Source organism: Paenibacillus dendritiformis (genome assembly GCF_021654795.1).
Lineage (GTDB): Bacteria > Bacillota > Bacilli > Paenibacillales > Paenibacillaceae > Paenibacillus_B.
Genome location: NZ_AP025344.1, coordinates 203,617 through 217,453, shown reverse-complemented (window position 1 = coordinate 217,453; position 13,837 = coordinate 203,617). Strand labels below are relative to the sequence as shown.

The 13,837-nt window shown below is 57.1% G+C and carries 10 protein-coding genes and 1 riboswitch; of the genes, 6 read left to right on the top strand and 4 right to left on the bottom strand.

What is annotated here, in order from left to right:
* Positions 1 to 73: 73 nt before the first annotated feature.
* Positions 74 to 1,366: a hydroxylamine reductase gene (gene hcp / locus L6439_RS00995; RefSeq protein ID WP_213468594.1), complete on the bottom strand. Its 1,293-nt coding sequence runs from the start codon at positions 1,364 to 1,366 to the stop codon at positions 74 to 76.
* Positions 1,367 to 1,558: 192 nt separating this feature from the next.
* Positions 1,559 to 2,050, bottom strand: a complete 492-nt coding sequence (locus L6439_RS00990) for a GAF domain-containing protein (protein ID WP_213468593.1) — start codon at positions 2,048 to 2,050, stop codon at positions 1,559 to 1,561.
* Positions 2,051 to 2,772: 722 nt separating this feature from the next.
* On the opposite strand from L6439_RS00990, the gene L6439_RS00985 reads away from it, so the two are divergent.
* From L6439_RS00985 to L6439_RS00960, 6 genes are all read left to right on the top strand, one after another.
* Positions 2,773 to 3,702, top strand: coding sequence for an alpha/beta hydrolase (locus L6439_RS00985; protein ID WP_168179996.1), 930 nt, complete (start codon positions 2,773 to 2,775; stop codon positions 3,700 to 3,702).
* A 117-nt stretch (positions 3,703 to 3,819) separates the two neighbouring features.
* Positions 3,820 to 4,830 carry an NADPH dehydrogenase NamA gene (gene namA, locus L6439_RS00980; protein ID WP_168179997.1) on the top strand — a complete coding sequence of 337 codons (1,011 nt, stop codon included), beginning with the start codon at positions 3,820 to 3,822 and terminating at the stop codon, positions 4,828 to 4,830.
* A gap of 425 nt (positions 4,831 to 5,255) precedes the next feature.
* A riboswitch (cobalamin riboswitch) is annotated at positions 5,256 to 5,527 on the top strand.
* A gap of 43 nt (positions 5,528 to 5,570) precedes the next feature.
* Positions 5,571 to 5,759, top strand: coding sequence for a hypothetical protein (locus L6439_RS00975; protein WP_168179998.1), 189 nt, complete (start codon positions 5,571 to 5,573; stop codon positions 5,757 to 5,759).
* Positions 5,753 to 8,104 carry a ribonucleoside-diphosphate reductase subunit alpha gene (locus L6439_RS00970; RefSeq protein WP_213468592.1) on the top strand — a complete coding sequence of 784 codons (2,352 nt, stop codon included), beginning with the start codon at positions 5,753 to 5,755 and terminating at the stop codon, positions 8,102 to 8,104. Before L6439_RS00975 ends, L6439_RS00970 begins: the two co-directional genes overlap by 7 nt.
* 149 nt (positions 8,105 to 8,253) lie before the next feature.
* Positions 8,254 to 9,285: a ribonucleotide-diphosphate reductase subunit beta gene (locus L6439_RS00965; RefSeq protein WP_172878916.1), complete on the top strand. Its 1,032-nt coding sequence runs from the start codon at positions 8,254 to 8,256 to the stop codon at positions 9,283 to 9,285.
* 248 nt (positions 9,286 to 9,533) lie between these two features.
* Complete coding sequence (locus tag L6439_RS00960; RefSeq protein WP_213468591.1) at positions 9,534 to 11,402, top strand: bifunctional metallophosphatase/5'-nucleotidase; 1,869 nt, start codon at positions 9,534 to 9,536, stop codon at positions 11,400 to 11,402.
* Between the two features lie 164 nt (positions 11,403 to 11,566).
* Here the strand turns inward: L6439_RS00960 and L6439_RS00955 are convergent, their stop codons facing one another.
* Positions 11,567 to 12,625, bottom strand: a complete 1,059-nt coding sequence (locus L6439_RS00955; protein ID WP_168180001.1) for a suppressor of fused domain protein — start codon at positions 12,623 to 12,625, stop codon at positions 11,567 to 11,569.
* A 92-nt stretch (positions 12,626 to 12,717) separates the two neighbouring features.
* Positions 12,718 to 13,680 carry an MraY family glycosyltransferase gene (locus L6439_RS00950; RefSeq protein WP_168180002.1) on the bottom strand — a complete coding sequence of 321 codons (963 nt, stop codon included), beginning with the start codon at positions 13,678 to 13,680 and terminating at the stop codon, positions 12,718 to 12,720.
* Positions 13,681 to 13,837 lie beyond the last annotated feature (157 nt).

The following is a 13,837-nucleotide window of genomic DNA, read 5'->3' as shown; positions in this document are numbered from 1 at the left end:
CAAACAAACGCGGCCCCTTCAGGGACCGCGCGCCAAACGATTAACTCCATAAATCATTTACCCCGTTCATCATCTAGGCGAGACGGAGCATCGCTTTCATATCCTCCTGCGCATCGCCGATCAGCTTCAGGCCGAACAGATCGGTGAGCACGTTCATGACGCCTTCCGAGATGAATTCCGGCGGCTTCGGCCCGATCCGAATATCACGGATTCCCAGACTGAACAAGCCGAGCAAAATCGCCACCGCCTTCTGCTCGAACCACGAGAGCACGATCGATACCGGCAGTTCATTGACGCTGCAGCCGAAGGCGTCCGCAAGCGCGGCCGCGATTTTGACCGTGGATCCGGAATTGTTGCATTGTCCCAGATCGATATAACGCGGGATGCCCGTGTCCGCCACCGAACCGTAATCGACATCATTGAACCGGAACTTCCCGCACGATGTCGTCAAAATGACGGTATCGTTCGGCAGCGATGTCGCCAGCTCGCGATAATATTCGCCGCCCTTGCCCGGCGCGTCGCAGCCGGCAATGACGAAGAACCGCTTGATTTTGCCATCCTTGACGGCCTCAATAATTTCCGGCGCCAGCCCGAGCACCATCTCATGATGATATCCCGTCGTCAATGTCTGCTCGCTGTCCACGTCCGCCGCAGGCAGCGCCAGCGCACGCTCGATGAGCGGCGTGAAATCGTCATTCACGATTTTGGTCACGCCCTCGAGCCCGGCCACATCATAGGAGAAGAAGCGATCGGCATAGGTCCCCTTAATCGGCATGACGCAGTTCGTCGTCGCGAGGATGGCGCCCGGATATTGCTCGAACAGACGGCGCTGATCATACCAGGCTTTGCCGATATTGCCTTTCAAATGCGGATATTTCTTCAATGCCGGGTAGCCATGCGCCGGAAGCATCTCGGAATGGGTGTAGATATTAATTCCCTTGCCCTCCGTCTGCTTCAGCAATTCCTCCAGCGCATACAAGTTATGCCCCGTCACGACGATGGACTTGCCTTCTATTTTGTTCTGCGGGACGGTAACCGGCACGGGAACGCCGAAATGCTCCGTATGCGCCCGATCCAGCACATCCATAATACGGATCGCCGCGCCCCCTACCTTCATCGCCATGTCCAGATGCTCCTGCAAGTTGAAATTGGAGTTGGTCAACGTCATATAAAGAGCTTCATGCGTAATCGCGTCTACTTCTTCATCGACATAGCCCAACTGCCGCGCATGCGTCGCGTACGCCGCGATGCCTTTCAGCGCAAACACGATCGTATCCTGAAGACTGGCTATCGTCTCGTCCTTGCCGCACACTCCGACAACCTTGCAGCCGCCCGTCGGCGTTTGCTCGCATTGATGACAGAACATTCGCGCTTCCCCCTGTCAAAATGGATTTCTGTCTTCAACATACTAGACGGGAAAGCAAGGCCGAGTGCGTACGATCACAACAAATATTTCAAAATCATGAATATCGCGTCAAATTCACAATCTCGCCTCATGTCACAAAAAACAGCGCGTCCATTCCGGATCGCGCTGTCCATATGCGACGACAATCTGAGATTACAGAATCGCTTCCTTCATCAAGGCCTCGACCATCTTCTCCAATGCCTCCCGATCCGGCTCCTGGAACCGGTCCGTAACCGGACTGTCGATATCCAGCACGCCCACAAACCGTCCATCCTTCATCATCGGGATGACGATCTCGGAACGGGATGCCGCGTCGCAGGCAATATGACCCGGGAACGCATGAACATCCGGGACGACGAGAGTCCGCTGCTCCCGGGCGGCGGTTCCGCACACGCCGCGTCCCAATGGAATGCGGATACACGCCGGCAAACCCTGGAACGGGCCGAGCACCAGCTCTTTCTTGGATTCGTCCATTAAATAGAACCCGGCCCAGTTAATATCCTTCAAGCCTTGCCAGAGCAAGGCCGACGCATTGGCCAGATTGGCGATGAGATTCGGCTCGCCCTCGATTAAGGCGAGAAGCTGCTTATGCAGCAGCGGATAATCCTGATCCGGCTGACCGGAATATTGGCTCAGTGTGAACATCGGGCACGCCTCCTGATTGCACAGTATTTCTTGTCACGATTCTGTACCATCGTACCACATCTGGAGGCCGCCGCGAAGAGGCGGTCAGCACCGCAACGCCTCGCCCCCCTTCCGTCTTCCCTCCATCCTGCTCATTTACTTCTTATGGCCAATATTCCCGTTGCTCAGGAAAGGGAGACAAACCTCTCCACTGCCTCTTATGATTGCTATCCCCGTTGTTCAGGAAGGCCTGTCCTTCACATTTATCCCCAGTATTCAGGACAACCAGCAACCATATTAGCCCTCTTATGACGGATATCCCCATAGTTCAGAAACCAACGATATCAGGTCAAGCGGATAAATTTAGATTCTTCCCGTTCGAGTGACAGACTCATCGCAAGGTACTTGGTAAGTTATATATATTACCTGAACGACAGGGATACTGAGCAAAAGAAGAAGGAGCACGATAAGAAGTGAAGACTGAGCGGATGGGATATTGGGCAAAAGGATACGAAAAGAACCTTTGGCGGCATCAAGAGGGCCTACCGGTTAAGCAGGAAAGCAAGGAACAAAGAGAAGGAGCAGAATCATGGATTTCCCTCCCTGTCTGAAGATATAATGGAAGGTAACAATAGAGGGTCCCTTGAACGCAGTGAGAGAAGCGGACCTGACGAACCGGCAATAGGCTGCCGCCCGCTCCTCTGCCGCAGCGTATCGCCGATCCATTACGGGAGGCGTTCTATATGTTATCCAATACGTTCACGTTTACCGACCCGGAGGGCGTTCGCGTCCACGTGTACCGCTGGGATCCGGGAGAAGGGCAGCCTGTGCGCGGGGTCGTCCAGATTGCGCATGGCATGACCGAGACGGCCCGGCGGTACAGCCGCTTCGCCGAAGCCTTGACGGAGGCGGGTTATGTTGTCTATGGCAACGACCACCGCGGGCATGGCCGGACCGCCGGGCGGCCCGAAGACCTCGGGTATGTCGGCGAAGACGGCTTTACATGGATGGTCCGCAATATGGCGCAGTTGACCGAGATCATCCATGCGGAACAGTCCGGGCTGCCCGTATTTCTGTTTGCGCACAGCATGGGATCCTTTTTGGCCCAGAAATATATAACAGAGCATGGCGGCAAAATAAACGGTGTCATTCTGTGCGGCACCAACGGGCCGAGGGGGCCCGAATTGTACGCCGGCGCCGCGCTGACGAAGGTGATTGCCGCCGCTCGCGGCTCCCGCCACCGCAGCAAAATGATTGACAACATGGCATTCGGCGGCTTCAACCGCACGTTCCGCCCGAGCCGCACCTCCTTTGACTGGTTGAGCCGGGACGAGCAGGAAGTCGATAAATATGTGGCCGATCCGGAATGCGGATTTTTGAGCACGATCGGCTTTTACCGGGACTTGTTCGGACTGCTCCGGGAGATTCATCGCCCCGAGACGATGCAGGCCATTCCGAAGGATTTGCCGGTGATGCTCATTGCCGGCGACCGCGATCCGGTCGGCCAATATGGCAAGGGCGTGCGGCGACTGGCCGAGATGTATCGAGAGCTCGGGCTCCGCGAGGTCGAATGCATTCTGTACCCGGAGGCGAGACATGAGCTCCTGAATGAGAAAAACCGGGATGAGGTTACGTCAGACTGCCTCTCCTGGCTGCGGAAGCACACGCCGTAACCGTTGCTGCATCAAGGCCCGCCTTCGGTGTGGAGGGGCTATTTGTTTCCTGTATACTTGTAGGGGTATAATGGGATTGGGAAGTACAATCTCGAACATGATTTTGGAGGGATAGCCATGCCCCAATTATTTGAACCGCTAACGTTACGCGAGGTGACGATACCCAATCGTATCGTAATGTCGCCGATGTGCATGTACTCTTGCCACAATGAGGACGGGATGGTCAACGATTGGCATCTGGTCCATTATACGTCCCGCGCCGTCGGACAAGTCGGCCTGATCATGATCGAGGCGACCGCCGTCACCCCTGGTGGACGCATCAGCGCCAAGGATCTGGGCATTTGGAGCGATGAGCACGTTGAAGGCCTTCGCCGCCTGACCGACATGGTGCATGCGCACGGCAGCAAGATCGGTATTCAGTTGGCCCACGCCGGGCGCAAAGCAACCGTTCCCGGAATTATCGCCCCTTCGGCGCTGCGCTTCAGCGAGGCCTATGAGACGCCGGAGGAGATGATGCTGGAGGACATCCGCAAGACGATCAAGGCATTCGCCGACGCCGCGCGGCGGGCAGAGGAAGCCGGGTTCGACGTGATCGAGATTCACGGCGCGCACGGGTATTTGATCAACCAGTTCCTGTCCCCGCTGACGAACCGGCGGACCGACAGCTACGGCGGCAGCGCCGACGCCCGCTACCGCTTCTTGAGCGAAGTGATTGAGGCGGTGCGTCTCACATGGTCCAAGCCGCTGTTCGTTCGCATCTCGGCCAATGAATATGCCGAAGGCGGGAACGAGATCGAGGCATATATTGACTATGCGCGGCGCATGAAGGATCAGAGCGTCGACCTGATCGACTGCAGCTCGGGCGGGGTCGTCCCTCACCCGGTCGAATCGTATCCGGGGTACCAGGTCCAATATGCGCACGCGATCCGTCAATCTGCCGGCATCGCCACCGGGGCCGTCGGGCTGATTGCCGAACCCGCCTTGGCCGAAGAGATTGTGCGCAACGCCCGGGCCGATCTCGTCTTCCTCGGCCGCGAGCTGCTGCGGGATCCGTACTGGCCGCGTCTGGCCGCGAAGCAATTGCGCCAGGAGCTCGCTCCGCCGAAGCAATACGAGCGCGGCTGGTAATCTATTGATGAGAATCATTGCATCATGAACACGAGATATTATAGGCGGGGCCGCATCAGCGGCTCCGCCTTCTTATGCTGTCTTCGCCCCAATGCCGCTGTGCGCTACAAACAAGCAGCCTGACGACAATCGCCGTCATGAACGGGGGCGAGGTGCAGAAGCCAATCCTTGCAGTCAAGGCATCCGCTTGAAGTCGGTGGTGCGCTGCAGATGCTCTTCAATGCGGTTCAGGCGCTTATTGTAACGTCCATCCCTGCCTCCTTCAAATTTCCCGAAATATGTCTCGCAGCTTCTCATCTCCTCTGCTCTGAGGCAGAAAAACAGCACGCGGAGCTGTCTCAAATCCTGTCGTTTTCCTATGAGGAATATCACCTCTAACCTATTTACATCCCCAATATGTTGTAGTATATTGGCATAAGTACAACAACATATTGAACGATACAGGTGCTGCGGTTCGACAAAGCGATGCGCGTCGGGCCCCGGCTTAATAGGGAAGACGGTGCGAATCCGTCGCGGTCCCGCCACTGTTAGAAGCGCTTCCGGAACATCGATCATCTCCGTTCCGGGGCAAGTACCCGGCAGAACAGGCGCTCTATAGAGAGCCGCCTTTTCTATGTCCACTGGGACGAATGTCCCGGGAAGGCCGCCGAGGTATTCGGCTTCGAGCCAGGAGACCTGCCTGTATCGCAGCACATTGATGTCCCTACGCGGAATAGGGAACGTGTTCAGGCCGCGCTGCGATGCGTACCGCCTTCGGCGGCGAACGCAGCTGCGTGGTTGCGGGGGAGCTGCGCCTTGTCCTGTTGATGCGCAGCCGCCATCATAAGAAGCCCCCGGATACATACGGCTTTGCCATGCCGTTCCTGAGCTGTTCTCGCGAAGGAACGGCTATTTTTATTGTTCTGTTCGAGGAGGAATACGGATGCTAACCACCAATCATACCGTTCAGACCGTACACAAACCGAATAATCGCTCGCTCGCGTTCGACGCGGAGCGCATCCTGCGTTACGGCGAGCGCATCATGGGCGAATACCCGAGGCTGGATCGCGAACGCTGGCACCGGGGCGTCCTGGCCAAGCTCCGTCACAGCCAGGTTCAGGCATCCGACATCACGCAGGCTTGCATCATGACCGCATTGGAGCTGGTATCCGTCGAGGAACCGCAATGGAAGTTCGTCGCGGCTCGCGCCCTGCTGACGAAGCTGTATAAGGAAGCGGCCCTGCACCGCAGCTACAAGGCATATGCCGACCGTCCGTACGGCGACTTCTACAAGCTGGTTAAGCAGTTGGCCGATATCGGCATTTACCGCCAGGAGCTGCTGGAGGCCTACACGCCCGATCAGATTCGGGAGCTGGGCCAGGCCATCGTTCCGGCCTGCGACGAGCTGTTCGACTATATCGGGCTGCTGACCCTCGCGGAACGGTATTTGGCGGTTGATTTCGAAGGGCGCACGATGGAGCTGCCGCAGGAGCGCTATATGATCATCGCCATGTACCTGATGCATCAAGAACCGGAGGAGCGCCGGGTCGAGCTGGCCAAGGAAGCCTATTGGGCGATGAGCAATCTCTATATGACCGCCGCGACGCCGACGATGGCGAACGCGGGCAAGAAGGTCGCCGGACAGCTGTCGAGCTGCTTCATCGATACGGTGGACGACTCGCTGGAAGGCATCTTCGATTCGAATACCGATGTGGCCCGGCTGAGCAAGATGGGCGGCGGCATCGGCGTCTATCTCGGCAAGGTGCGGGCGCGCGGCTCCGACATTCGCGGCCACAAAAATACGAGCTCCGGCGTCATCCCCTGGATTCGCCAGCTGAACAATACCGCCGTGAGCGTCGACCAGCTCGGCACGCGCAAAGGCGCCATTGCCGTCTATCTGGACGTGTTCCATAAGGACATTCTGTCCTTCCTCGATCTCAAATTAAATAACGGCGACGAGCGCATGCGCGCGCATGATATTTTCCATGGCGTCTGCATTCCGGATCTGTTCATGGAGGCGGTCGAGAAGCGCGAAGACTGGCATCTGTTCTGCCCGCATGAAGTGAAGAAGACGATGGGGTGGGCCGACGGGAACGGACGGCCGCTCGGACTGGAAGATTTCTATGACGAACAGGCGGGGCAGGGACAGTTCCGCGAGAAGTATGCCGAGGCGGTGGCGAACCCGCGGCTGTCGCGCATTACGCTGCCGGCCATCGACATCATGAAGCGCATCCTGAAGTCTCAGCTGGAGACCGGAACGCCTTATATGTTCTACAAGGATACCGCCAACCGGGCCAATCCGAACAAGGCGCATGGCACCATTTACTGCTCCAATCTCTGTACCGAGATTATGCAGAACATGTCTCCGACCACAATCGAACAGGAAGAGCTGGTCCTGGAAGACGGGCGCGCCCGCATCATCATCAGCAAGATTCCGGGCGACTTCGTCGTCTGCAACCTGAACTCGATTCATCTGGCGCGCGCCGTGCGGGCCGGCGTGCTCGAACGCCTCGTCCCGATTCAGGTGCGGATGCTCGATAACGTCATCGACATCAACAATATCGAGGTGCTGCAAGCCCAGCATACGAACCGGCGCTATCGCGCGATCGGCCTCGGTACCTTCGGCCTGCATCATCTGCTTGCGCTGGAAGGCATCGCCTGGGAATCGGATGAGGCCGTGGAATACAACGATCATCTCTATGAACGGATTCATTATCTGGCGGTGCGGGCGAGCATGGAGCTGGCGAAGGAAAAAGGCGCTTATCCGCTGTTCGCCCAATCCGAATGGGAGAACGGCCGTTACTTCGAGCAGCGCGAATATACGACCGGAACGCGCCCCGGCCGCTTCGTGACGACCGATCAGTGGAAGGAGCTTGCGGCCGAGGTCAAGGCGAACGGGATGCGCAACGCCTGGCTGATGGCGGTCGCGCCGAATGGCTCCACCTCGATCATTGCCGGCTCGACGGCCAGCATCGATCCGGTATACGAGCTGCTCAGCTATGAAGAGAAGACCACGTACAAAATCGCCAATCCGGCGCCGGACTTATCCGACAAGACGATGTGGTATTACAAGACGGCATTCCGCCTCGATCAAAATTGGTCGATCCGCATGGCGGGCGCCCGCCAGCGCCATATCGACCAGGGCCAGAGCTTCAACCTGTATGTCCGTCCCGATATCCGGGCCGTCGATTTCCTTAACCTGCATCTGCATGCCTGGAAGGCCGGCTTGAAATCGACCTATTACGTGCGCAGCCAGGCGTTGACCGTCGAGGAATGCGAAGCATGCAGCTCGTAAAGCGAATGCAGGACTGCCCGCCTCCGGGGGCGGCTTCGCATCTCCGGAAGCAATCCCGCTTCTTCGGGAACGGCTTCCTCCCCCTGCGGCAGATAGAATGATGATAACGTGAGGAAAGGAAGAAAATGATGACTTTACTCGATCACGAACTGAAACTGCAAAAAATATTCAATACCGAGGCGCCGAATCAATCGACCCGCATTATTCTGGGCGAATGCTCCGGTATTCTGAACTGGGACGATATCCGAATGCCGCATATGTACAAGCTGTACAAGGTGCTTCTGCTGAACCATTGGATCGCCGATGAGATTCCGATGTCCAAGGATGCCCAGCAATTTCCGAATCTGACGCCCGACGAGCAGCGCGCCTTCAAGATTAATATCTCGCTGCTGGCGGTGCTCGATTCGATGCAGACGATGTTCGTAGGCGATGTGAAGCGGTTTTTCACCGATTCCTCCCTGGAGGCCATTTCGGCCATTATCGCCCAGCAGGAAGTGGTTCACAATCAATCTTATTCTTATGTGCTGTCCTCGCTCGTGTCGGAGCAGGAGCAGAAGGACATTTTCGAATATTGGAAGCATGATGCCGTGCTCCTGGAGCGCAACCGCTTCATTGCGGACATTTACCAGACGTTCCGGGACAATCCGACGCCGCAGACATTCTTCGAAGCGCTCGTCGCGGATCTGATTCTCGAAGGCGTATTTTTCTACAGCACGTTCGCCTTCTTCTATAACCTGGCGCGCGACCAGAAGATGATGGCCACGAGCCAAATGATCTCGTACATCCAGCGCGACGAGAACCAGCACTGCTACTTCTTCGGCGAAGTGTTCAAGCAGCTGCTGCGCGACTTCCCGGAACTGAATACCGACGAGAACCGCCGGTTCGTCTACGAGACCATCGACCGGGCCGTTCAGCTGGAGACGAACTGGGCGCATTACACGCTTAGCAATATTCGCGGCATCGATCTGCGCGAGCTGAGCGATTACATTAAATATATCGCGAACCGCCGCCTCGCCATGATGGGCATGGAAAAGGCCTATGAAGGCGTCGACGTGAATTGCATGCCATGGATTAAGCCCTTCTCCGACGAGGCGCTCAATTCGACGAAGACCGATTTCTTCGAAGCGAAATCGCGCACCTACGGCAAGGTCGGCGACGACAACGGCTTCGACGAGCTGTAAGCCGCGTGCTGCCGGGCACCCGCCCGCGCATGCAACCCTGCGGCCAGCCCACAATATCATCGGTATGCGGCAAGGCCGTCCTGTCATCTGCGACCGGAACGGCCTTGCTTTTTATATCCCCCGACACCCGCCTTTACAAAAACGATAACTTCCGTTAACAATCCCCTCATTCGCTTGCCCTAAGTTAAATATATATCATATCAAGCTCTCTTGATTCCCACGATTTCTTCTTGCGACGGAGGTTATGTATGAACAAAAAGAAGCTTGGCACAGCCGCGGTCCTGACGACGCTGATAAGCGCCTTGTTCGCCGGCTCCCTATTTGCGGCGCCAATCCGCCCTATCGATCACATCCAATGGATGCAGGATAAGAACTACATATTCGGAACCAAGGACGGGCTCGCGCTGGATCGCCCGATCACCCTCGTGGAAGCGATCGCGATGCTCGCGCGCGTGCAGGGCGCGGCGGAGTCCGTGAAGACCGCCGATCCGGCGTTCAAGCATTGGGCCGCCACATCGCTAACGTGGGCGAAGCAGGAGGGGATCGTCGATGCGGAGCAATGGAAAGAGCTCCATCATCCGGCTCCGGCGGCGACGCTCCAGAGCGTGGCGGAAAGAGCAGGGTTGCGTCTCGAGCTGGCCGGAGACACGGTGACCCGCGATCAGTTCTTCAAGGCGCTCGGCGGCGCGGTTACGACGCATGTCACCATCGGGCATACGAACGATCTGCATGGCCACGTTCTCGAAGATGCCAAAGCGAAAGAAATGGGCTACGCGAAGCTCGCCACCTTGATGAAGGATCTGCGCGAGGAAAATCCGAATACGATGCTGCTGGATGCCGGAGATATGATTCAAGGCACCATTTACGTGAATCTATCCAAAGGAGAAACGGCGACGAAGCTGGCCAATGCCCTCGGGTACGACTTCATGGCGTCGGGCAACCACGAATATGACTTCGGCCATGAGCAGCTTGCGAGGCTGACGAAGATGTTCGAGTTCCCTGTGCTGGCCGCCAACGTCTTCGACGCGGAAGGCAAGCCTATGCTTCAGCCTTATGTCACAAAGCAGGTGGGCGGCAAGACCTTCGCCATCCTCGGCTTGGTCACGAAGGACACGCCGATTGTTACCCATCCTGACAATGTGAAGGGCCTGACGTTCCGGGACCCGATCGAGGTCGCGAAGGAATGGGTGCCGAAGCTCCGCCAAGTGGCCGATCATGTCATCGTGCTCTGCCATACCGGCCTGGAGTATGATCGCGAGATGGCGAAGCAGGTGCCGGGCATCGACATCATCGTCGGCGGCCACACCCATACCCCGGTCGATGAGCCGGAGCTGGTCAATAGCACCTACATCGTGCAGGATTGGGAATACGCCAAGTCGCTGGGCCGGGTCGATCTGTACTATCATGGCGAAGATTTGGTTCATTTCTCCGGCGGACTGCTCAAATATGACGAAACGACGAAGCCCGACCCGGACGTAGCCGCCATCGTCGAGTCGCTGAAAAAAGAGACCGATGCGCTCTTGAATGAAAAAATCGCGACGGCGAGCGTCGATCTGGACGGGGACCGATCGAGAGTGCAGAAGCAGGAGACGATCATGGGCAATCTGGTCGCGGACGCGATGCTGGAGCGCACCCGGACGATGCCCGGCTTGGAAGCCGATCTGGCCATCACGAACTCGGGCGGCATCCGCACGACCATTATGAAGGGTGATGTGACGAAGCGGAATTTGTACGACGTGCTGCCGTTCCCGAACACGCTCGCTGTCGTTGAAGTGAAGGGCAGCGACCTGAAGGCCGCTCTCGAAAACGGAGTCAGCGAAATCGAGTCCGGCTCCGGGCGCTTCCCCCAAATTGCGGGCATGTCCTTCGACTTCGACTTGAAGCAGCCGAAGGGCAGCCGCGTGACCGACGTCAAAGTGGGCGGCAAGGCGCTGGAAGAAGACAGAACGTATCATGTCGCGACCAACGACTTCCTGATCGCGGGCGGAGACGGATATTCCATGTTCATGAACAAAAAATCGCTTGACACCGGCGTCACGCTCTATGAAGTGGTCGAACAGTACATGAAGGCGAAGAAAGAGATTACGGGCAAGATCGAGCAGCGCATTCGCCAGTAACGGTCCCGCCCCTTCCTTAGTGAACTTCTTTTTAACCAAGCCCCTCTTCGAAGGGCCCGTACAGTACACGCAGTTCCCCGTGCTGGCGCGGCCCTTTTTTTGATGAAAAAGCCCCTATCTTCTCAGAGAAGACAGAGGGCAAATGAGCGCCATATTCCTTCCAGTTAACCGATCGTCTTGACGACTTCGCCGTCTTGGTTCCGGATCTCGGTCTTGACGATGTGAAATTGCACCTTCGGCAGGGAAGCAATCGTGAACGTTCCTTGACGCGGCACGAGCCGCGAAGCCAGCTCCTCCAGCGCCTGCTCGTTCAGATGCAGCTCGAGAGCGTCGTCCTGCACGACGGCCTGAGGCTCGTCGCCGGGAAGGCAGGCGATAGGCCGGTTCGGGCCGATTAAATACAGCGCCTCCCGGTACGGGATACGGCCGCGCAGTATTTGAGCAATCGAAGGTGCCTGCTTCGCTCCGATCTCAATCGTATATACCGCCCCCCGCATGAACTTCTTCTCCTCCTGCCAGGCCAGACTATCGATGAACAGGCTGCCTGTCCCGGAGCCGTCCCTCCGCATCCCCTCTTCCGCTCTGGCGGCGGTATCCGGATCGCGAAGCACCGAGGTCCGCTTCAGATCGGTGATGCCCAGCGGCAGAACCTCCTCCATCATTGGCAGGAAGCCGCTGCTTCTCCATGACTGCATCATGTCGAGCTCGTCCAGCGTAATGCCGGCCACCTGCAGGAATTGTACGCTCCCGTTCGGCGTATCCATCTCGCCCAGTTGGCTGTCCCGCATGAAGAAAAGCGCCCTCATCTCCGTATCCGAGTCAAGCGCGATCGGACCGTTCGCATCCAAATAATGCCCTGCCGCGAACACATTGCCTGACCGGAATACATACCGGGCCAGATTCTGCAGCATGTTCATCGGCCATGCCGGAGGTTCCTCTTCCCCCTCCCGCTTCAGCCGCATCGTCAGTTCGAAGCCATAGCCGCTGATCTCCGGGTCGTCCCCTTCCTTCTCGTACAACTCCGAGAAGCCGTATGTGACATAATGCCAATGCGGCTCCGGCTCGGCCTGCGCAAAGACGCTGATCCCGTCCAGCGGATCCTCGCCGCCCAGCATATAGGGCAAGACGGTGCCATAATGAAGCGGCTCCGTGTCCCCGTACACTTCCTTCAATTTCGCATCAATCGCGTCCCACCCAAGGGCCTGCGCTTCTTCTTCCGTCATCCGCGTTCACCTGATTTCATATGGTTTAGAGGTTATTCGTTGTTCGCACGATGTGAGAGGGTGTTACATCCACCCATGCTGCATTTCACCCGTCAGACGGGCAGCAGCGATAAAATAATGGAAGTCAGCCCGAAGCAAAGATTCAGCAAACACAAGAAGATGACAACCTGCTTCTGGTTCAATCCGACCGCCAGCAGACGGTAATGCGCCTGGGTCGCATCCGCTTTGTAGATCGGCTGCCCGTTAAGCATCCGCCGGAAGACGACCAAAATATTGTCGAATATCGGCACGCCCACCGCGAGAATCGGAATGAAAAGCGATAAGAGCGTTGCTTGCTTGAACGCGCCGTCGAGCGCCACCACCCCCAGCATGAAGCCGAGAAACGTCGCCCCGGCGTCGCCCATAAAGACATTGGCCGGCGGCTTGTTGTAACGCAAATACCCTATTGCCGCTCCGACCAGGATCAAAGCCATCATCGCCGGAGTTCCCTGCCCGTGCGAGATGCCGACGATGAACAACGTCCCCGCCGAGATCGCGGTCAGTCCCCCTGCCAGACCGTCCATCCCGTCCGAAAAGTTAATGACCGTCGTGACGCCGAATATCCAGGTTACCGTCAGGAGGAACTGAAGCCATTCCGGCAAATAGATGAATTGCCCCGTGAACGGGTTGTTGAAGCCGATGAAAGCGATACCGGAAGCGTAGACCAAGGCGGCGGCCCCTACCTGCACGATAAGCTTCGGCAGCGCAGGAAAATCCTTGCGCCGGGTCTTGTACCAATCATCCACCATGCCGATGGACAGGATGAGCAGCCCCCCGCCGAGAATGCCTGCCATCTTCGTCAAGGAATGCGGGACGAACGACACATAGGTGATGCAAAAGCCGATAAAAATCGCAGCCCCTGCCAACAAGGGAATGGGCTGCCTATGTATTTTCCGTTCATTATCCGCCTGCGGCTGATCGACGAAGCCGATGCGAAAGGCCAATTTCTTGAAGGGAGGAATCAGAAAAAGGACGATACAAGCAGAAAGAAGGAAGGCGAAAACGTAAGAAAACATATCATTACCTCCGCTGCATAACTGTTTAGGTTCATTATAAAGCATATATGAACATGATCAACCACAAGGCGACAGATTTTGGCACGCCAGATGAGTTGAATTATACGGACCGTCAAGGCATAACCGGCAAATTCCGGCCGGCTCTCTCAGCATTTGG

Coding starts and splice junctions, on each gene's coding strand:
- hcp (WP_213468594.1), bottom strand. CDS start 1,366: ATGTTCTGTCATCAATGCGAGCAAACGCCGACGGGCGGCTGCAAGGTT.
- L6439_RS00990 (WP_213468593.1), bottom strand. CDS start 2,050: ATGTTCACACTGAGCCAATATTCCGGTCAGCCGGATCAGGATTATCCG.
- L6439_RS00985 (WP_168179996.1), top strand. CDS start 2,773: ATGTTATCCAATACGTTCACGTTTACCGACCCGGAGGGCGTTCGCGTC.
- namA (WP_168179997.1), top strand. CDS start 3,820: ATGCCCCAATTATTTGAACCGCTAACGTTACGCGAGGTGACGATACCC.
- L6439_RS00975 (WP_168179998.1), top strand. CDS start 5,571: ATGCGTACCGCCTTCGGCGGCGAACGCAGCTGCGTGGTTGCGGGGGAG.
- L6439_RS00970 (WP_213468592.1), top strand. CDS start 5,753: ATGCTAACCACCAATCATACCGTTCAGACCGTACACAAACCGAATAAT.
- L6439_RS00960 (WP_213468591.1), top strand. CDS start 9,534: ATGAACAAAAAGAAGCTTGGCACAGCCGCGGTCCTGACGACGCTGATA.
- L6439_RS00955 (WP_168180001.1), bottom strand. CDS start 12,625: ATGACGGAAGAAGAAGCGCAGGCCCTTGGGTGGGACGCGATTGATGCG.
- L6439_RS00950 (WP_168180002.1), bottom strand. CDS start 13,680: ATGTTTTCTTACGTTTTCGCCTTCCTTCTTTCTGCTTGTATCGTCCTT.